Origin of the sequence: Streptomyces arenae, from assembly GCF_022343545.1 — a bacterium.
GTDB lineage: Bacteria > Actinomycetota > Actinomycetes > Streptomycetales > Streptomycetaceae > Streptomyces > Streptomyces humi.
On record NZ_JAKQYH010000052.1, the window covers coordinates 156,579 to 174,859 of the forward strand.

An 18,281-nucleotide genomic window follows, 5' to 3' on the forward strand; every position below is an offset into this window, starting at 1 on the left:
GAGCCGCGCGTCCCGGGCGGTCCCGCGGGCCCGACCCGCTTTCGCAGAGAAGACCGGGGGGTGCAGGCGTATGTGACAGCCCCGTGGAAAGGCGGCAGCACCCCTGGGACCGGCACATCGTCACAACGGCCCGTGTCTCCCGGTCTGATGACTGGGCCGCAGCCGACCGGCGGTGTGCCGAGGGCGAGGGAGAGGGACATGCGACAGGGACTGCGGATCGTGCGCGTCGACCAGGACGACGAGCCCCGTGTGGCCGCTCTGCACCGCCGGTGCTCCGATGCCGCCCGGTGGCACCGCTACCACCGGGCCATGGGTGACCTCGACACCTACCTGGGGCCGCTGCTGTCCCGACCCCACTCGGTGCACCTGGCGGTGCAGGACTCGGGAGAGCGGCTCGTCGCGATAGGGCATCTGCTGCCGGACGACGGTGACGCCGAGGCGGCGCTGCTGGTCGAGGACACCTGGCAGAACAGCGGGCTGGGCACCCGGCTCCTGGAAGAACTCGGCCGACAAGCCGTCGTGTTGGGCGTACGTGAGGTCTACGGCGTCATCCACCCCGACGACGCCCGCATGGCGGCCGTACTGCACCGCACCGGCGTTCCGCTGCGCACGGTCCTGGAGACGGGCAGTGCGACGACGGTCCGGGCCCGGACGCAGGACATTGGCCTCGCCCTCGCCTGCCCGCCGCCGTGGCGTGCGTGGTGGCAGCGCGGTGTTGTTCTACGGCGCTCCTTCGGGGACGCGTCGTCTACTTGCTGAACCCGCACAGTGCAAGACGTGTGACAACATTGAGTGAGATAGTGTTTTTGCTGTCCCTCGACGGCGGGTGTTTCTCCCCGCGGTTCGATGCGGGCGGCTACGAGCGAGGGGAATGCCATGGCCGAGCTGTTCTATGACACCGACGCCGACCTGTCCATCATCCAGGGCCGCAAGGTCGCGGTCATCGGTTACGGCAGCCAGGGTCATGCCCACGCGCTGTCGCTGCGTGACTCGGGTGTGGACGTGCGCGTGGGCCTGCACGAGGGTTCCAGGTCCCGGGCGAAGGCCGAGGAGCAGGGCCTGCGGGTGGTGACGGTGACGGAAGTCAACATCCGCTTCGGCTTCATCAAGCCGCCGGCGAACGTGGACGTGTGCATGGTCGCCCCCAAGGGCCCGGGCCACCTGGTGCTTCGCCAGTACGAGGAGGGCCGCGGCGTTCCGTGTCTGGTGGCGGTCGAGCAGGACGCCGCAGGAAACGCCTTCCCGTTGGCCCTGTCGTACGCCAAGGGCATCGGTGGCACCCGCGCGGGTGTCATCAGGACGACCTTCACCGAGGAGACCGAGACCGACCTGTTCGGTGAGCAGGCCGTGCTCGCCCTGAGGAAGTACGCCGCGTACAAGCGGAAGGACTCCGAGCACCTGCTGGAGACCATTGGCAAGGAGCTGCGCAAGCTGATGAGTTGGGTCGACGACGAGGAGCGCTCGTGATCGCGCGGGCCGACACGGAAGGGAACCGGTGACGGTCTCATGACGACACTGCATGTCACCCTGCTCGGCGGGCTCCGCGAGATAGCCGCCGTACGACTGCCCGCGGCGGAAGCCGCGTACGGCACGCGGTCGCCGCGCCGCTTCGCCCTGGAACTCAACGTGCCGCACGAACGGCACGCGGCACTGGATGCCGAACTGCGAGCCGCCGCCGCGCCGGACGGGACGTACCTGAAAGGCACCGACGCGATCTGGCGCGTGGTGGAAGGCTGGACCGTCGTGGCCCACGGCCCGCGGACCGGGATCCACCGGTACCGGGTGGAGATCGAGGAGGTGGAGGACGCCGCGCCGGCCCAGACCCGTGCTGCGGGCGAGGGCGCGTCAGCGTCAGGCAAGTTCCCCGCCGGCGTGAATGCCGACGTCATGCAGCTCAAGCTGGCTGTCCTGGTACTGCCGGTCTCGGACGTCGACCGGACGAAGTCGTTCTACGAGGCCGTCGGGTTCCGACTGGATGCCGACCATGCCATCGACGCCTCCTATCGCGTGGTGCACATGACGCCCCCGGGATCGGCGTGCTCGGTCCTGTTCGGGACCGGAGTCACCACGGCCGCCCCGGGCTCGGTGCGAGGCCTGCACCTCGTCGTCTCCGACATCGAGCGGGCCTGCCGGGAACTCGCCGCGAGGGGCGTGGTGACCGGCGGAATCTTCCACGACACGAGCGGTGTGTTCCACCGCAGCACCGATGAGAAGCGGGTCGAGGGACCCGACCCGCAGCGTCGTGACTATCACTCCTACGCCGAGTTCAGCGACCCGGACGGCAACGAATGGGTGCTTCAGGAGGTGCCGGCGCGGGGCTGAGGGGCTCGTGCGGTGTTCAACCGCGAGGAAGGGCGTCCTCCGTGGATCCGGAGCGACGCTCACCTCCGCCGTGTGTCGTCGCGGTGCCGTGCAGGGTCTGGAGGGACTCGGCGATCGACGCGATACGTGTGTTCACGACGTGCACGGCCTCACGGAGCTGGTGCAGCCGCCCTTCGAGCACGGTCGCCTCAGCCGTGAGCGACGCCGCGACGGTGGCGGGGTCCGCCTGAAGATCAACGCTTTGGGACATCATCCTGGTCCTCTCGGATCGTGTCGGACACCAGTCCCCGTACTGACCGGACAGGGGGCGCGCTTGTGACAGCCGGAGGTGTCGTCCCCACAGTGCGGCGGGGGGCCCGTGGCCCGGAGCGGGGCCGCGACTGACACGTCCTGGTTTCAGCAGGCTTCCAGGACGAAATCGCCCAGGACGTGCTGTCGGATGCGCTGGACCTCGGCACGATCGGGTTCCACGGGCGCCTGGCCGCGGGCGTCGCGCTCGGGGGCGCTGTTGGCCCGGCGCACCGCCGCGCACAGGGCTTCGGCGCTGTCCGGCGCCTCGCCGACGACGTAGTACAGCCGGACGATCCGGGAGCCGTTCGACCGGCACGGCAGGCCGACCAACCAGATGCGGGAGTTACCGGGTGTGCTGAGCATCAGGTCTCATCTCCGTTCTCTGCCGGCGGCGATGGCGGCAAGAGCCGGTGGGGCTCCGCGGGGAGTTCCGCCCTTTCTTCATTGACTGGACAGCACCCCGGTTCGTGACAGCGAACGGCCTGTTGCAGCTGTCGCCCCTCAGCTGCCGTGTCACGGCCCGCGGATGGGGATCTTGGTGTCACAGATACGTGTGCCTTCCTGTCTCATGAACGAACAGATCGGGCCAGGCAGGAGAAAAGGGTGCGCGTTCCGCGAGCCGCCGACCCTCGTGCCTGGAGCCGCCAACGCCTCTCGCCGCACGAAAGACCACACATGAGCATCCCCATTCCGCGGCCGGACGTTCCGGCCGTCGATCGCTGTGGAGGACATCGGGCTCGCGAGGCCCGTCCCCGTGGGGACTTCTCCTTCTGCCGCGACCTTCGAGTGCTTCTGCTGTCCCAGGACGAACAGGACACGGTTCATGTCCGGCGGCTGCTTCCGGACCGGCTGGCCGATGCGCTGGCCTGGCACACGAGCGTCGAGGAAGGATGCCGCATGTCCGGGACCCACGGCCCGCTGTGCGTTCTGGTGGGCAGCACACCGGCCGGACGGACCTTGGCCGACGTCGTCACCCGGGTACGCCGTCACGCACCCGACGCGGCCGTGCTCGTTCTCGAGGGCACGGCCGCGTCCCACGCCTTCCGCTCTGTCGCCGGCTCGGTGCAGGGCCGGGCCGATCACCGCCGCAGCGCTCCCGACGAGTTCTGCCGGAAGATCTGGGTGGCTCTGCAACGTGCCGTCGCGGGTCGCACCGTGGCGGGCGAGGAGATCGCGCGGGACAACGCCGTGCTGGAACGGGGCCTGTTGCCCGACCTGACGCTGCGGGCAGACGGCTTCACGACCGCCTTCCACTACGCGCCGGGGCGCGCGCACACGTTGCTGGGCGGTGACTTCTGCGATGTGGTGCGCGGCGACGACGGCAGCGCCCATGTGGTGATGGGCGATGTGTCCGGGCACGGTGCCGCCGCGGCGGCCCTCGGTGTCCACCTGCGCCTGGCATGGCGCACGGCCGTGCTGTGCGGGCAGAGCCAGCTGGAACAGCTCCATCTGCTCGAACGCATCCTGACCGAGGAGCGAGCGGAGGAGGAGACCTACGCGACCGTGGTGTCCCTGGTCCTGTCGCCCCACCACCGCACCCTGCGGACGGTCACCGCCGGCCATCCGGGCTTTCTGCACCGGCACAGGGAGGAGGTCCGTTGGGTGGAGCCGCCGCCAGGTCTCCCGCTCGGACTCTTCCCCGGACAAGGGGACTGGCGTGAGAGCGAGATGGCGATGCCGGACGGGGACGGCGTCGTGCTGTTCACCGACGGGCTCTACGAAGGTCGCACGGCCGGCGGACGGCTCGGGGAGGAGGGCGTGCTGAGGCTGGCCGGTCGGTTCGCGCATCTGGAGGCGCAGACGTTCGTCGATGCCTTGGTACGCGGCGTTTCGCTGCTGGCCGCTCCGTTCGGTGGGCTCCGGGACGACGTGGCAGTGCTTCATCTGTCCTGCGACGGAGGGGGCATGACTTGATGTTCTGCCGACCGGCAGGGCCGGCCCGGCTCACGGACGAAGCCGGTTCCCGCCGGGGGAGGAGCGGGAACCGGCTGGTAGATGCGCCCAGGCCGGGGGATTTCGGCGCTCGACCTAGTCGACAGCCCGATGATAGGCGAAGCGCGACACCAGCGGCGGCTCCATCAGCCAGCCGTGCGCCCGGCCGTGCCGTGCGGCAGGGGTGTCCGCGGTCTCGCGCAGCAGAGCGAAAGCCATCGCCGCGCCGATGGCCAGCAGGCCCGCGCACAGGGGCATGGCCCGGTTGAACGCCGCGTCGAAGGAGCTGGGAGAGCGGTAAGCGTCCGGGCTCATGCCGACCAGCAGAGGCAGTGCGGCCACGGAGACCAGCCCGGCCGCGCGTGCGGCCGCGTTGTTGATACCGCTGGCCAGGCCCGCGTCTGCGGCCTCGACGGAGGCCAGCAGAGTCACGCTCAGCGGAGCGACCATGATGACCATGCCCGTCCCCATCACCAGCAGGGCGGGCAGAACGTCGACGAAGTAGGAGGCGTGCGTGCCCACCCGCGCCGTCATCAGCATGCCCGCCCCGCACACCACAGGGCCGACGGTGAGCGGGATGCGCGGTCCCAGGCGCTGGGCGAGCGTCCCGGAGCGGGCGGAGAACAGCAGCATCAGCACCGTGCTCGGCAACATGGCGGCGCCCGCCGCCAGTGCCGAGTAACCGGCGACGATCTGCAGTTGCAGCGCGGTCAGGAAGAAGAACCCGCCCAGCCCGGCGTAGACGCACAGGGTGATGAGGTTGATGGCCGTGAACGGCCGCGACGAGAAGATCGACAGGGGCATCATCGCGTCGCTGCTGCGCCGCTCCGCCAGCAGGAACGCAGCCCCGGCCGCGACACTGCCCGCGGCCGCGGCCAGGGCGACGGGCCCGCCGGAACGGGCCTCGGTCAGCGCGTAGGTGGCCAGAGCGAGTGTCAGCGCACCCAGGGCCGCGCCGGCGAGATCGAAGCCCCGCCGGGAGGAGGTGCGGGTGTCGGCCGTGACGGTGGGCTGCGGAGGCCTGCCGACGGATTCCGGGACGTGGCGCAGTGCCAGGGGCACGCACAGCAGCGCCGGGGGGATCGTCAGCAGGAAGGTCCAGCGCCAGCCGGGGCCGTCGACGAGCCACCCGCCGAGAAGCGGTCCGAGTGCCGCCCCTATGCCGCCGAACCCGGACCACATGCCGATGGCGCGCGGCCGGTCGTCCGGGTGGAAGGAGGCTTCGATGATCGCCAGTGACCCGGGGGTGAGCAGAGCTCCGCCGACGCCCTGGAGCGCGCGGGCGGCGATGAGCGTGGTCGTGTCGGGAGCCAGTCCGCACAGCAGGGACGCCACAGCGAACCAGATGATGCCCAGGACGAAGATCCGGCGTCGGCCGAAGCGGTCACCCAGGGAGCCGCACAGCAGGATGAGTCCTGCCAGGGTCAGCATGTAGGCGTTCACGGTCCACTGGAGTGCGGCGAGGTCGGCGCCGAAGTCGGCGCCGATGCGCGGTAGTGCGACGTTGGTGACGGTCGAGCCGAGCAGCACCACGCTGGACCCGAGCACGGTGGCCAGGAGGGTCCATCGGCCGCGGGCGCTGGCGATGCGCAGGAAGGCCTGGTCGCCCGGGGCGGGGGAAGAGGGCATGTCGTCTCCTTGGGACAGCGGGCCAGGAGGCGGCCGGTGCGTTCGTGCCGGGGAGCGGGTGCGGCCGGTCGGTCTTCTCGTCTACGCACGGGTGCGCTGGGTGGTGGGGGGCGTCGCGAGGGCCCGGGGTGCTGCGGTTCGCGGGTGGACCTTCGCGGGGCCCGGGGTGCTGCGGTTCGCGGCGTGGCGTCGTGTGGACACGGGGTGTCAGAGGGCCCGTCCCCCGCTCGGTGGGCCGGGGTGAGCGGGAGACGGACGGTGGGCGTCAGGCGGGCCGAAGCGGGCGGGTCAGCCGAACATGCCCGGCTTGTAGCCGCCCGCGGGCTGCTGGTTGATGACGTTGATGCGGTTGTAGGCGTTGATGATCGCGATCAACGAGATCAGCGCGGCGAGTTGGTCCTCGTCGTAGTACTTCGCGGCGTTGGCCCAGGCCTCGTCCGACACCCCGCCCGCCGCGTCGGCGATGCGGGTGCCCTGCTCGGTGACCTCCAGCGCCGCGCGCTCGGCGTCGGTGAAGACGGTGGCCTCGCGCCAGGCGGCGACCAGGTGCAGCCGCTGCTGGTCCTCACCCGCGGCGACGGCGTCCTTGGTGTGCATGTCGGTGCAGAACCCGCAGCCGTTGATCTGGCTGGCCCGGATCTTCACCAGTTCCTGGGTGGCGACGGGCAGCGCCGAGTGCACAGCGGCCCCGGCCGAGTTGAGGTGCTTCATGACCTTGCCCGCGAGAGCGTTGCCGAAGTAGTTGATGCGCGCGTCCATGTTGGGATCCTGAGAGTCGAGTGATGGGAGATGAACTGACGTGAGGTTGCTGCGATTTCGGGGCCGTGGGCGCCGTACTCGCCGTTACTGCTTGCTGCTCCAGTCGGCGAAGTGCGTCTCGCCGAGCCGTGCGTCGGGACCGGGCAGCAGGTCGGACTCCTTGAGGGCGGCGCCCCAGTAGAGACCATTCGGGTCCGTCACGACCGTGCGGGGGTCGTTGTGGACCGCGAGGCCCTTGCGGATGAAGTCCTCCAGGGTGAAGGTGTCGGGGCCGGCGACCTCGACGATTCCGTTGACCGGAGTGCCGACCGCCGTGCGGCCGACGGCCGCGGCCACGTCGCCCGAGAAGATGGGCTGGATCTTGATGGGGGCGACGGACACCGTGTCACCGCTGGTCGCCGAGTCCGCGAGGGTCTTGGCGAACTCGAAGAACTGCGTGGCGTGGACGATCGAGTACGGCACTCCGGAGTCCCGGATCATGTCCTCCTGGACCTGCTTGGCCTGGAAGTAGCCGGACTGCTGGAGGCGGTCGGTGCCCACGACGGAAAGAGCCACGTGGTGCGTGACGCCGGCCGCGGCCTCCGCGGCGAGCAGGTTGGTGGTGGAGGCCCGGAAGAACTCCATCACCGCGTCGTCGTCGAAGGAGGGGGAGTTGGAGACGTCGACGACGACGGAGGCGCCCTTGAGGACGTCGGCCAGGCCTTCGCCGGTGACCGTGTTGACTCCGGTGTTCGGGGAGGCTGCCACCGCCTCGTGACCGTGTTCGTTGAGCTTGGAGACGACCTTGGAACCGATGAGTCCGGTTCCGCCGACCACTACGACCTTCATGGACTTTCCTTTCACTGATCTCGCACGGTGCCCGGTGGTCTGCGGCGACCTCGTCCACGGCACCGGCCGCGCTGGCTCGTGCACTCCTGACCAGGCGGCCCCGGCATCTGTGACAGAGCGGCGCACAAAGATTTCGCGCAGCTGTCGGTCGGCCCTCACTCGATGGGTCCGGCATCGTCGGACGTGTCGCGCCGCGGCTCGGCGATTCCGGTCGGGTCGACAGGGGTGTGCGGCGCGCACGACCTCGACGGGGTCGCGGGTGATGTCGAGCATCCGCAGTTCCAGGAGCGCAGGATCATTGGTTGGGATCGACCGGACAGGCCCCCGATTTGTGACAACCTCAGCGTGTTTCAGGGGGTGGAAGTAGTCACACTGTCTGTCCGCACCGCTGGGGAGGGGCCGCGGGTACCGTGACAAGGATTCTTCCGAACACCGTTGTGGGAGCACCGTTCCCCCGGATCCCGCCGAGGAGCCGAGTCGCATGATCGCCAGCCCGCTTCCCGCTCTGGTCGGCCGGCAGCATGAGTGCACGGAGCTCGACAACCTGCTGGCCGGCCTTCGGGCCGGCGGTTCCCGCGTCATGGTCGTACGGGGCGAGGCGGGCATCGGCAAGTCGGTGCTGCTGGAGTACGTGGCGGCGCAGGCGTCACGGGTGCGGGTGACCTGGGCGCGCGGTGTCGAGGCCGACATGGAGCTCCCATACGCGAGCCTGCACCAGGTGTGCGCGCCGTTCCTGGACGGTGTCGAAGAACTGCCGCAACCCCAACGTGACGCCCTGCGCGTGGCATTCGGGACGGCGGCCGGCGATCCGCCCGACCGTTTCCTGGTCGGCCTCGCTGTTCTGACCCTGCTCACCCGCGCCTCGGAGACCCGGCCGGTGCTGGTGCTGGTGGACGACGCCCAGTGGCTGGATCAAGTGTCGTTGCAGACACTTGAGTTCGTGGCCCGGCGACTGCTCACGGAGCCGGTCGCCATGGTGTTCGCGGTCCGCGACCCCGAGGGGCAGTCCGCGCTCGCGGGCCTGCCGGCACTGCAACTCAGGGGACTTGACGCCGCTTCGGCCGGGGAGCTCCTGGAGGGAGCTGTGGGGGGACGCCTGGAGGAGCGGGTCCGGGACCGGTTCGTGGCCGAGACACACGGCAACCCGCTGGCGCTGCTGGAGTTCTCCCGCGGCCGCAGCGCCGCCGAACTGGCCTACGGCGTCGACGCGTCGAGTGCTCCGGTCGTCCAAGGGCCGGTGGCCAGCCGCGTCGAGCGTGATTTCGCCGGACGGCTCGGTGCGCTGCCGGCCGCGACCCGCACTCTGCTGCTGATCGCTGCGGCGGAACCGGTGGGCGACGTGCGCCTGTTGATCCGCGCGGCCGCCTCCCTCGGCATCACCCCGGACACCGCACCGGCCAAGGCAGCCGGCCTGATCGAGTTCGGCGAGCCCGTACGGTTCCGGCACCCGCTGGTCCGTTCGGCGGTCTACCACGGAGCCGAGCCGGAGGATCGGCGTGCGGTGCACCGGGCCCTGGCCGAGGCCACGGATCCCCTCCTGGACCCGGACCGGCGCGCCTGGCACGCCGCGCAGGCGGCCGACGGGCCGGACGAGGAGGTCGCCGCAGGGCTGGAGCAGGCCGCCGACCGCGCCCGGCAGCGCGGGGGCATCGCGGCCGAGGCGGTTCTGCTGGAACGCGCGGTGGAGGTGACGCCCGATCCCTGGCCACGAGGACGCCGGGCCCTTGCGGCGGCCGAGGCACACTTCTCGGCCGCCGCGCCCGAACGGGCCACGGAATTGGCCGCGGTGGCCGACCTGTATCCCCTCAGCGTCCTGGACCGGGCCCGCCTGGCACGTCTGCGGGCCAGAATCCTGTTCGCCCGAAGCCGCAGCGACGAGGCGGCACCACTGCTCCTGAACGCGGCGGCACAGTTCACCGCGGCCGGATCTCCCCTGGCGCGGGAGACGTACCTGGAGGCGATCAGCGCGACCATCTTCGCCGGCCGGGTCCATGGTCCGACAGGCGCCCGCGCCGCGGCGATCGCAGCCCGCGCGTCCGGGGCCCCCTCCTCGGGCTCCAAGGCCGCGGACGCCCTCTTGGACGGTGTGGCGGCCCTGCTCGCGGACGGCTCGGAGACGGCCGTCCCGGCCCTGCGCGAGGCACTCCACCTGCTCGAGCACGAAGAGCTCCGCACGCGGGAGGCGACCGTACGGTGGCTGCTGCTGGCCCCGGTCGCGCTTGAGTCGTTCATCCACTGGGCCTGGGACCTGCATGCCTGGGACACCCTCTCGACTCGCGCGGTGCGTCTGGCCCGCGACATCGGAGCACTCGGCAGCCTGCCGCCGGCTCTGATCTACGCGGGCGGGGTGCACATCCATTACGGCGACTTCGCCGAGGCCGCCCGGATGATCGACGAGGCCGACGCGATCGCCACCGCGACCGGCCACGCCCCGCACAAGTACGCCACGCTCGTCCTGGCCGCATGGCGGGGTGAGGCGGACGTCGCCGCCGGCATCATCGAAGAAGCCCGAGAGCGCGCCGTGCAGCGGGGTGAGGTATCCCTGCTCGGTGCGATGGGCTACATCCAGGGGGTGCTCTTCAACGGACTGGCCCGCTACGAAGAGGCGATCGAGGCCGCCCGCACCGGTATCGAGCACGACGGGTTCAACTTCACCGGTCTGTCGCTGGTCGAACACGTGGAGGCCGCGACGCGTTGCGGTGAACTCGACCAGGCCCGTGCCTCGTTGGCCCGCCTTACCGAACTCACTCGCGCCGCCGACTCCGGATGGGCGCGGGGCGCGAGCGCACGCAGTGAGGCGTTGCTGGCCGACGGTGCAGCGGCCGACCGCCTGTACCGCACGGCGATCGCGGAATTCGGCCGCGGCGGGGTTGTCGTGGAGGTGGCACGCACCCACCTGCTGTACGGCGAGTGGCTGCGGCGCGCACAGCGCCGCGCGCAGGCCCGCGAGCATCTCCGCACGGCCCACGACATGTTCGACGCGATGCCGGCTCACGCGTTCGCCGAACGGGCCCGCCGTGAGCTGATCGCCACCGGCGAGCAGGTGACCGCACGGAAGACCACACCGGCGAACGTTCTCACCCCGCAGGAGTCGCAGGTCGCAGCCCTCGCCGCCGACGGCATGACGAACGCGCGGATCGGCGCGGAGCTGTTCATCAGCCCTCATACCGTGGAATGGCACCTGCGAAAGGTCTACGTGAAGCTCGGCATCAGCTCTCGCCGAGCCCTGCCGGACATCCTCGACAGCGCACGGGCAGGGTGAGTCAGAAACGACAGCCATCTGCGCCTGCTCGGCGTGAACCGCGGGATGACCGCCACCATCGCAGCAGGCGAGGTCGCGCTCAGCACACTGGCAGGTCTCGCCCTAGGTGCGGTCCTGTCCAAAACGGGACATCAGTTCGCAGGAACGGTGGAGACACAGGGGCTCGGTGTCCTCACCGAAGATCTCACGCCACAGCCCCTGCTGGCGGCGCTCGTGTTCGTCGCCGTACTCACGCTCTCCGTCAGCACCTCGCGACGCCTGTCGTGGCGCCAGACACTTCCCCTGCACGGACTGATTTCGCTTGCACGACGACATCCGAGTACCGGCTGTTCGCCTTCCCCGTCTGAGCCGCAGCCGGCCCGGACGCGGAGTACCCGCTGCCCCTCCAACCGGCACGCCGGCGCCGCGGGTGAAGGGGGCGCGCACGCAGCCCTGGCACGTGCCCCGGTCGCCGTGTCACACCGAGTGCCGACGACCGGTCTAGAGGGTCAGGACCGAGAGGAACAGAGGACACCGTGCGTGAGATCTTGATCGTGGGCGGCGGGTACGCGGGCTTCTACACCGCGTGGGGCCTGGAGAAGAGGCTGCGGCCGGGCGAGGCACGCGTCACCGTCGTCGACCCCCGCCCGTACATGACGTACCAGCCCTTCCTGCCCGAGGTCGTGGCCGGTTCGGTGGAGGCCCGGCACGCGGCGGTCTCGCTCCGACGGCACCTGCACTACACGCGCCTGGTGGCGGGCTCGGTGACGGAGATCCGCCACAGCGCGCGCACGGTCACGGTCCGCCCGGAGTCCGGGTCATCCCTCGACCTGCACTACGACGTGCTGGTGGTGACGGCGGGGGCGGTCACCCGGACCTTCCCGATCCCGGGGCTGAGTGATCAGGCGTACGGACTCAAGCACGTCGAGGAGGCGGTGGCGATCCGCGACCGCCTCCTCACCTCGTTCGACCGTGCGGCCGGTCTGCCGCGCGGGCCCGAACGCACCAGACTGCTCACCGTCACCGTCGTCGGTGGCGGATTCTCCGGAGTGGAGGGATTTGGTGAGCTGCTGGCCCTGGCGACCGCGTTGCTCAAGCAGTACCCGGAGATCGGCGCGGACGAACCGGCCTTCCACCTGGTCGAGGCACGGGACCGCATCCTGCCCGAGGTCGCGGACCGGCCGGGCGCCTGGGTGGTGCGTTCACTGGAGAAACGGGGGGCGCGGGTGCACCTGAACACCCAGCTGGTCTCCGCCGAGGACGGCCGGGTGCGGCTGTCGGACGGCACCGAGTTCGACTCGGGCCTGCTGGTGTGGACGGCCGGCAACGCCGCCAACCCGATCGTGCACAACCACAGCGACCTGCCCGTCACCGAGCGGGGCGTGCTCACCGTACGGGCTGATCTTCGGGTCACCACGGGCACCGAGGTGGTGCCCGACGTCTGGGCGGCGGGGGACGACGCCGCGGTGCCCGATCTCGCGGCCGGGAGGCCCGGCGCGCACACCGTGCCCAACGCCCAGCACGCCGTCCGCCAGGGCAAGCTCCTGGCGAGGAACATCCTGGCGTCGCTGCGGGGCCGTCCGACCAAGGACTACGTGCACCGCAGTCTCGGTGTGGTGGCCACACTCGGGCTCGGCCGCGGCATCTTCCAGTACCGGAGCCTGGTCATCAAGGGGTTCCCGGCCTGGTTGATGCACCGTGGCTACCACGTTCTGGCCATACCGAGCTGGGAACGCAAGACGCGTGTGTTCGCAGTGTGGTTCACGGCCCTTCTCTACGGCCGCGACATCGTGTCGCTGGCGTCGGTGCAGCACCCGCGGGAGGCATTCGTCTCCCGCGGCGAACTGCGCCGAGGAGAGGAGCCCGCACAGCCCGGAGGCCGGCTCACGGCATGACGGCGCGGTACAGTCCACGGCCGACCCGCTGGACGCGCGAGGCGCCGACGAGACGGTCGAGCGTGCTGCGGACGGCGTTGATGCTGCCGTTGTCGGTGTCGCGTCCCAGCGCCGACGCGACGTCGCGGGCGCGGACCTCGGTGTCCCCGGCCTGCGCGAAGTACGCCAGGATCTGCTCCGTGAGCTTGCCGTACGTCGTGCTGCCGTCGCCCGCCTCGTCGCTCCGGCCTGCCGCGGCCGGGGACTCCGCGGCGGCTTCGGCGGTTGCCGCGGCACGCGCGGCCTCCGGCTTCGTCGGCGGCGGGACGCTCACGGGGGCGGGGTCCCGCGGGGACGGGGCGGCCGCCGGGCCGGTGCCGGGCATGAGGGCCTGAAGGGCGTCGAGCGCCCGCTGCACGGAACCGAGATGGGCTGTGACCGCGGCCAGTTCCCTCTCCAGCGCCTGCTTCTGGATCTCCAGCCGGGCCAGGTCCTCCTGGAGACTCTCGGCGGTGCTCTCGATGGCGCGAGCCGTCTGGGTCACGGAGCCCATGGGTTCCTCTCGTCCTCAACCCTGCTGGCGGGACGGCTCGATGTCCCGGCCCGCCCCCCGGCGCGGCACCGGGGGGATGCTGGCGAACATCATATGCAGCGGCCCCCTCGGCCGAGACCAGAGTGGGCGGTCCCACGCGGAGCACACCGTTGATCGGGCCGTCAGGCACGGCGGGCCGGGGACGGAGCGAGCCCCGTGGCGCTCCCTTCGTCCGCCGGCGGCACCTCGTGGTCGCCGGCTGCGGGCAGCTGTCTGATCTTCTCGGACACCGCGTGGATCCGGGCGTCCACCTCGTCCATCGCCTCCCGGAGCACCCCGAGCCGTCCCTCCAGGACGGCGGCCTCCGCGGCGAGCACGACGGTGACGTCGGCTGGGTCGGTCCGTCGGTCGGCGTCTCGCGTCATCCTCGCGTCCCGCCTCGGCCCGCGTCGGAAGTCCGGTGGACGGGCTCCCGGGGACCGGCGGTCGCCCGGGCGCGACTGATGAATGTCCCTGTCATACTCCTCCTTCGTTGCCGCGGGGCCCGGGCACGGACCGCCACGAGTCGTCGGCACCGCATTGACCGGCTGGTGGAAGAAGCTGTGACAGCCGCCGTGCGGCCGCCGCGTCACGGCAGTTCGCAGCCTGAGGGGCGGCGCGTCCTGAGAGAAGGGGGCAGGAGGCGTCGAAGTGGCTCTGCGTGCCCTGTTTGACGAAGGCGTACAGGGTGCCGTCGTGGTGGTGGCGAGAGCCCTGTGAGGCAGGCTCCGCCGACCGCGGCGCATGCCGAAGTACGCATGATGCTTCCCTTCGGTACGCGAGGGCGAAGAGCGGCCCGGGGCAACTTCCCTGAGTGGTGGGGGCAACAGGTAACCGCCCGGTACCGGCCCCGACGTCCAGGACGCCGGTGCGGGCGTCGGCGATCCGGCGTGCGTAGAGCCGGCGGACCCGGGCTTCGTCCGCGTCGGCCTGCAAGATGTCGTAGAACTCCCCGGTGACCGCGTAGGAGTCGGACTCCCGTCGGAGGCTCAACTGTCCGCTGAGGACAGTGCGCATGCCCGACATGACAATGTATGGGCAGAGTGTGTGACAGCGAGGACGGGCGACCGCAGCGTGGACCGTCGTCACAAAAGCACACGGTGCGCAGTCAATGGTCCGGCGCCGTCCGCGACCTTTCGGGACGTTCCGAGAGCGGACCGCAGCCCCCCGAATACGTTGTGAGAGCGGAGTACGTCGTCATGGCTGCGCAAGGACGGCCTGGTGTAGATGCCTGCCCCGCCGCGTGATGAGCCGCCAACCGTGTCACACTGTTCAATGTTTTACCGTTGCGTGAGGCGCGCCATATGGTGTGTCCACACCAGTGAAGACAGAAGGAACATGTGATGTCCGCAGACCATTCCGCCTTGACTTTCGCGGGCCACGTGGCCGTCGTGACCGGAGCCGGTTCCGGCATCGGCCGGGCCACGGCAGTCGCCTTCGCCGAAGCGGGCGCGCAGGTGCTCGGAGTGGGACGGCGCGAGGCGCCGCTGAAGGAGACCGCCGCACTTCATCCCCGCATCGGCGTCCTGGCGATCGACGTCCGTGCCGAGGGAGCCCCCGCCGAGGTGATCAGGACCGCCGTACGGCGGTGGGGACGCATTGACCACCTGGTCAACAACGCGGGTGCCACAGCGGTGATGACACTCGCCGACACCGACGAGCAGACTGTCACGAACCTGCTCGCCCTGAACGTCGTCGCGCCGAGTCTCCTCGCCCACGCCGCCCTGCCACACCTGCGCAAGACCTCCGGCACCATCATCAACCTCTCCAGCACCTACGGGCACCGCCCTATGCCGGGCGGCGCGCACTATGCGGCCACCAAGGCCGCCGTCGAACAGCTGACCCGCAGCTGGGCGCTGGAACTGGCGGAGGAGGGAGTCCGCGTCAACGCCGTCGCCCCCGGTCCCACCCGCACCGACGTCATGCTGCACGCCGGACTCACCCCGGAGGCCGCGGACGACATGTACGCCTATGAACGCGACCGCATCCCCACCCACCGCATCGCGGGCACCGAGGAGATCGCCCACTGGGTCCTGCGGATGGCCGACCCCGCGGGACGGCACGCCACCGGCCAGGTCGTCACCGTGGACGGCGGCCTGGAACTCGTCTGACACCGCCTCGGACAGCGAAGCCGATCGGTGGTACTTCCCATCGGCCGGGCGCAATGCCCGGCCGCTTTCGGGCGGCAGGTCTGTATAACGTTAATGCGCGCATACGATGCCAACGCCCTGGCCAGCACCACACGAACCCTGATCGTGGACCAGCCCGCCTCGATCGGAGCCCTGCCCCTGACGGTCGCCCGGGACGCCGCCCGGACCATGCCCGCACACCCTGCGGTGCTCGCGGCAGCCCAGATGGGGCGGGAGCCGGGGAAGTGGCTGGCCAGGGCGTGCCAGGACAGCCCGGGTGCCCCCTCCGTCATGGGGCTTGGCCGTGATCCTTCCCTGATCGGCCGCACCGACCGGCAGGCGTCCGGCCAGGGTCGCGCTTACGCCTGAAAGGGAACAAGTGGCTGCTGCGCACCACCGGTACCGGCCCGGCGCGCGAGCGTGCCGCGCTCAGTACACCCCGGCCCAGACCCCGCACCAACCGTGGCCCTGGTGATCAGTGTTTCGGGGTGGTGGATGAGCCGTTCGTCGTCTCGTACGAGGCGGCCGGGGCGCATCATCCGGGGGAGCGACCTCTCGACTGCCCGGCGTCGTGGCACGCCTGGCCGGCGGCGTGTGCCCCGAGAGCGGCTGGGGTACTCGGGGGCCCACCCTGAGCGGGGCGCCCCGCATGAACCCGGGCCGCGGCTCGACGGCTGCGGGGCACTCGGCCCCCCCACATCCCACCTGCGAGGCCTCCGATGAGCCGTCTCTTCTCGCCGCTCACCCTCCGCGGCACTACCTTCCGGAACCGGGCCTGGGTGGCCCCCATGTGCCAGTACAGCTCGGTCGACGGCTACCCGCAGGACTGGCATCTGGTCCATCTCGGCTCCCTGGCCCGCGGCGGGTCCGGCCTGGTCATGCAGGAGGCCACGGCAGTGGAACCTGAGGGCCGGATCACCCCTTCCGACGCCGGCATCTGGGATGACGGGCAGGCCGCCGCGTACAAGCGGATCACCGACTTCGTCCACACGCAGGGAGCCATTGCCGGCATCCAGATCTCCCATGCCGGCCGCAAGGCGTCGACGGCACCGCCCTGGGAGGGCGACGCGTACGTCGAACCGGAGGCCGGAGGATGGCAGACGGTCGCACCGTCACCGCTGCCGTTCGGCGACTGGCCGGCCCCGCGGCAGCTGGGCGCGGACGACATCCGCGCTCTGGTCCGGGCCTTCGGCGAGGCCGCCGCGCGGGCGCTGTCCGCCGGTTTCGAGGTCCTGGAGATCCACGCCGCGCACGGCTATCTGCTGCACCAGTTCCTGTCACCGCTGTCCAACCACCGCAGCGACGAGTACGGAGGCGACCTCGACGGGCGCAGCCGTTTCCTGGTCCAGGTCACCGACGCCGTCCGGGCACAGTGGCCGGAGGACCGCCCCCTGTTCGTACGCTTCTCGGCCACGGACTGGGCCGACGGCGGCTGGACCCCGGAGGAGACGGTCGAGCTGTCGCGGCACCTGGTGGCCCACGGTGTCGATCTGGTGGACATCACCAGCGGCGGGCTCGTCCACAACGCCCGTATCGAAGTGGAGCCCGGCTACCAGGTGCCCTTCGCCCGAACCGTCCGCGAGGGTGCTGCCCTGCCCGTCTCCGCGGTCGGCCTGATCACCGCACCGGAGCAGGCCGACCAGATCCTCGTGGACCGTTCGGCCGACGCGATCATGCTCGCGCGTGAACTGCTGCGCAACCCGACCTGGCCGCTCCGTGCGGCCCACGTGCTCGGTGACGACGTCCCGTGGCCGAAGCAGTACCAGCGTGGCCGCCCACGCCATCGTTGAGGCCGTCGCCGCCCGAGCACCCGGGAATTCGGCACGAGCCGATGACGTTTGTTCTCATATGAGCGATCAATGCCCAAATGCTGCACTTTCCGCATCCCGGTGTGAGTGGATGCGGGCGCTGCTCGCGGCCGACCGTGTCGACACGCTGCAGCAGATATCCGCCCTGAGCCGTGAGTACGAAGGGATCGTCGAGGCGAACGCACTGGTGGCCATCGACGACGAGCACGACCCGGAGGGGGCGAGCACGGCCTTCGAGCGGGCACACGTCGCCGCCCTGCTGTCCCAGGCGCGCGAGCATCTGAACGATCTCGATCGCGCCCTGGAACGGTTGGAGAAAGGCGACTGGGGGCGCTGCGAGCAATGCGGTGAGCCGATACCGATGGAGCGCCTCGAAGTGCGCCCGGCGGCGAAAACCTGCGTGCGCTGCGCGTCCGTAGCGCGTTGATGGGTGCACAGGTGCGGGGCGAGACGGAGAGCAATGCTCAAGACCTGTGGATCGACGCCGGGAGGACGTACCTTCCGGTGTGATTGATCGGAGAACCACGAGCAGTGCCGGCACCACGCACATACCCGGACGAGCTCCGCGAGCGGGCCGTCAGTGAGGTCCGCCCCACGGACACGCCGGTCGCGCACGTCCCCCGCCGTACACCGGACGGTGGTTGAGCGTCGAGGTGTCTGGCGGCCCAGCAACCTGTGACTGAGAAGGCGCACGGTTTCGGACAGCGGCAGGAAGTGTGATCTTCTCGTCATCGGGGTGGGGCTGCGGGCCCGTCTCACGACGTTACGAGGTCGGGGCGAACCGGTTCGACGCAAGCGGTTCGACAAGATTTCATGTCCGGCGTTGCGCAGGCCAGTCGCGTAGTGCGAAGCGCAAACGGCGTCAATCTCCGTGCAGGGGCGTCTGCTTCGGCGAGT

The 18,281-nt window shown here is 70.6% G+C and carries 17 protein-coding genes; 10 read left to right on the plus strand and 7 right to left on the minus strand.

Annotated elements, in window-relative coordinates; genetic code table 11:
* The first annotated feature begins 198 nt into the window (after positions 1-198).
* The 3 genes from MB828_RS23190 (at position 199) to MB828_RS23200 (ending at position 2,322) form a co-directional block, all read left to right on the plus strand.
* A complete protein-coding gene (locus tag MB828_RS23190; protein WP_301649898.1) occupies positions 199-759 on the plus strand; it encodes a GNAT family N-acetyltransferase in 561 nt (186 codons plus the stop codon).
* A gap of 117 nt (positions 760-876) precedes the next feature.
* On the plus strand, positions 877-1,467 hold the full coding sequence (locus MB828_RS23195) for a hypothetical protein (RefSeq protein WP_301649899.1): 591 nt from the start codon (positions 877-879) through the stop codon (positions 1,465-1,467).
* 420 nt (positions 1,468-1,887) lie between these two features.
* Positions 1,888-2,322, plus strand: coding sequence for a VOC family protein (locus tag MB828_RS23200; protein WP_301649962.1), 435 nt, complete (start codon positions 1,888-1,890; stop codon positions 2,320-2,322).
* 16 nt (positions 2,323-2,338) lie between these two features.
* Here MB828_RS23200 and MB828_RS23205 read toward each other — a convergent pair whose 3' ends face one another.
* Both MB828_RS23205 and MB828_RS23210 read right to left on the minus strand, forming a co-directional pair.
* A complete protein-coding gene (locus MB828_RS23205; RefSeq protein WP_301649900.1) occupies positions 2,339-2,572 on the minus strand; it encodes a hypothetical protein in 234 nt (77 codons plus the stop codon).
* 146 nt (positions 2,573-2,718) lie between these two features.
* Entirely contained in the window at positions 2,719-2,976 is a 258-nt protein-coding gene (locus MB828_RS23210; protein ID WP_301649901.1) for a hypothetical protein, read from the minus strand.
* A 534-nt stretch (positions 2,977-3,510) separates the two neighbouring features.
* Between MB828_RS23210 and MB828_RS23215 the strand changes: the two genes are divergently transcribed.
* Positions 3,511-4,527, plus strand: coding sequence for a PP2C family protein-serine/threonine phosphatase (locus MB828_RS23215; protein WP_301649902.1), 1,017 nt, complete (start codon positions 3,511-3,513; stop codon positions 4,525-4,527).
* A 114-nt stretch (positions 4,528-4,641) separates the two neighbouring features.
* Here the strand turns inward: MB828_RS23215 and MB828_RS23220 are convergent, their stop codons facing one another.
* The 3 genes from MB828_RS23220 to MB828_RS23230 form a co-directional block, all read right to left on the minus strand.
* Positions 4,642-6,174: an MFS transporter gene (locus MB828_RS23220; protein ID WP_301649903.1), complete on the minus strand. Its 1,533-nt coding sequence runs from the start codon at positions 6,172-6,174 to the stop codon at positions 4,642-4,644.
* Between the two features lie 288 nt (positions 6,175-6,462).
* Positions 6,463-6,933 (minus strand): carboxymuconolactone decarboxylase family protein, encoded by a 471-nt coding sequence (locus MB828_RS23225; RefSeq protein WP_301649904.1) that lies wholly within the window; start codon positions 6,931-6,933, stop codon positions 6,463-6,465.
* Positions 6,934-7,017: 84 nt separating this feature from the next.
* Positions 7,018-7,761 carry an SDR family oxidoreductase gene (locus MB828_RS23230; protein WP_301649905.1) on the minus strand — a complete coding sequence of 248 codons (744 nt, stop codon included), beginning with the start codon at positions 7,759-7,761 and terminating at the stop codon, positions 7,018-7,020.
* A 481-nt stretch (positions 7,762-8,242) separates the two neighbouring features.
* Here MB828_RS23230 and MB828_RS23235 point away from each other — a divergent pair, with 481 nt between their 5' ends.
* A complete protein-coding gene (locus MB828_RS23235; RefSeq protein WP_301649906.1) occupies positions 8,243-11,023 on the plus strand; it encodes a helix-turn-helix transcriptional regulator in 2,781 nt (926 codons plus the stop codon).
* 515 nt (positions 11,024-11,538) lie between these two features.
* On the plus strand, positions 11,539-12,897 hold the full coding sequence (locus MB828_RS23240) for an NAD(P)/FAD-dependent oxidoreductase (protein WP_301649907.1): 1,359 nt from the start codon (positions 11,539-11,541) through the stop codon (positions 12,895-12,897).
* Here MB828_RS23240 and MB828_RS23245 read toward each other — a convergent pair.
* The gene (locus tag MB828_RS23245) at positions 12,887-13,429 is read right to left on the minus strand and encodes a hypothetical protein (RefSeq protein ID WP_301649908.1); all 543 of its coding nucleotides are present in this window, start codon (positions 13,427-13,429) and stop codon (positions 12,887-12,889) included. The two genes, MB828_RS23240 and MB828_RS23245, sit on opposite strands and share 11 nt — an antisense overlap.
* A gap of 161 nt (positions 13,430-13,590) precedes the next feature.
* Positions 13,591-13,833, minus strand: coding sequence for a hypothetical protein (locus tag MB828_RS23250; protein ID WP_301649909.1), 243 nt, complete (start codon positions 13,831-13,833; stop codon positions 13,591-13,593).
* A gap of 957 nt (positions 13,834-14,790) precedes the next feature.
* On the opposite strand from MB828_RS23250, the gene MB828_RS23255 reads away from it, so the two are divergent.
* The 4 genes from MB828_RS23255 to MB828_RS23270 all read left to right on the plus strand — a co-directional run bounded on the left by MB828_RS23255 (position 14,791) and on the right by MB828_RS23270 (position 17,811).
* Positions 14,791-15,558, plus strand: coding sequence for an SDR family NAD(P)-dependent oxidoreductase (locus MB828_RS23255; protein WP_301649910.1), 768 nt, complete (start codon positions 14,791-14,793; stop codon positions 15,556-15,558).
* Between the two features lie 93 nt (positions 15,559-15,651).
* Positions 15,652-15,945, plus strand: coding sequence for a hypothetical protein (locus MB828_RS23260; protein ID WP_301649911.1), 294 nt, complete (start codon positions 15,652-15,654; stop codon positions 15,943-15,945).
* A 350-nt stretch (positions 15,946-16,295) separates the two neighbouring features.
* Positions 16,296-17,366, plus strand: coding sequence for an NADH:flavin oxidoreductase/NADH oxidase (locus MB828_RS23265; protein WP_301649912.1), 1,071 nt, complete (start codon positions 16,296-16,298; stop codon positions 17,364-17,366).
* Between the two features lie 109 nt (positions 17,367-17,475).
* Entirely contained in the window at positions 17,476-17,811 is a 336-nt protein-coding gene (locus MB828_RS23270; protein WP_301649913.1) for a TraR/DksA family transcriptional regulator, read from the plus strand.
* The last annotated feature ends 470 nt before the right edge of the window (positions 17,812-18,281 follow it).

Bases quoted from the DNA above. Each gene is read 5' to 3' on its own strand.
- MB828_RS23200 (WP_301649962.1), top strand. From the start codon at position 1,888: ATGCAGCTCAAGCTGGCTGTCCTGGTACTGCCGGTCTCGGACGTCGAC.
- MB828_RS23215 (WP_301649902.1), top strand. From the start codon at position 3,511: ATGTCCGGGACCCACGGCCCGCTGTGCGTTCTGGTGGGCAGCACACCG.
- MB828_RS23265 (WP_301649912.1), top strand. From the start codon at position 16,296: ATGAGCCGTCTCTTCTCGCCGCTCACCCTCCGCGGCACTACCTTCCGG.
- MB828_RS23245 (WP_301649908.1), bottom strand. From the start codon at position 13,429: ATGGGCTCCGTGACCCAGACGGCTCGCGCCATCGAGAGCACCGCCGAG.
- MB828_RS23190 (WP_301649898.1), top strand. From the start codon at position 199: ATGCGACAGGGACTGCGGATCGTGCGCGTCGACCAGGACGACGAGCCC.
- MB828_RS23230 (WP_301649905.1), bottom strand. From the start codon at position 7,761: ATGAAGGTCGTAGTGGTCGGCGGAACCGGACTCATCGGTTCCAAGGTC.
- MB828_RS23210 (WP_301649901.1), bottom strand. From the start codon at position 2,976: ATGCTCAGCACACCCGGTAACTCCCGCATCTGGTTGGTCGGCCTGCCG.
- MB828_RS23205 (WP_301649900.1), bottom strand. From the start codon at position 2,572: ATGTCCCAAAGCGTTGATCTTCAGGCGGACCCCGCCACCGTCGCGGCG.
- MB828_RS23220 (WP_301649903.1), bottom strand. From the start codon at position 6,174: ATGCCCTCTTCCCCCGCCCCGGGCGACCAGGCCTTCCTGCGCATCGCC.
- MB828_RS23225 (WP_301649904.1), bottom strand. From the start codon at position 6,933: ATGGACGCGCGCATCAACTACTTCGGCAACGCTCTCGCGGGCAAGGTC.
- MB828_RS23195 (WP_301649899.1), top strand. From the start codon at position 877: ATGGCCGAGCTGTTCTATGACACCGACGCCGACCTGTCCATCATCCAG.
- MB828_RS23260 (WP_301649911.1), top strand. From the start codon at position 15,652: ATGCGCGCATACGATGCCAACGCCCTGGCCAGCACCACACGAACCCTG.
- MB828_RS23255 (WP_301649910.1), top strand. From the start codon at position 14,791: ATGTCCGCAGACCATTCCGCCTTGACTTTCGCGGGCCACGTGGCCGTC.
- MB828_RS23250 (WP_301649909.1), bottom strand. From the start codon at position 13,833: ATGACGCGAGACGCCGACCGACGGACCGACCCAGCCGACGTCACCGTC.
- MB828_RS23270 (WP_301649913.1), top strand. From the start codon at position 17,476: ATGCGGGCGCTGCTCGCGGCCGACCGTGTCGACACGCTGCAGCAGATA.
- MB828_RS23235 (WP_301649906.1), top strand. From the start codon at position 8,243: ATGATCGCCAGCCCGCTTCCCGCTCTGGTCGGCCGGCAGCATGAGTGC.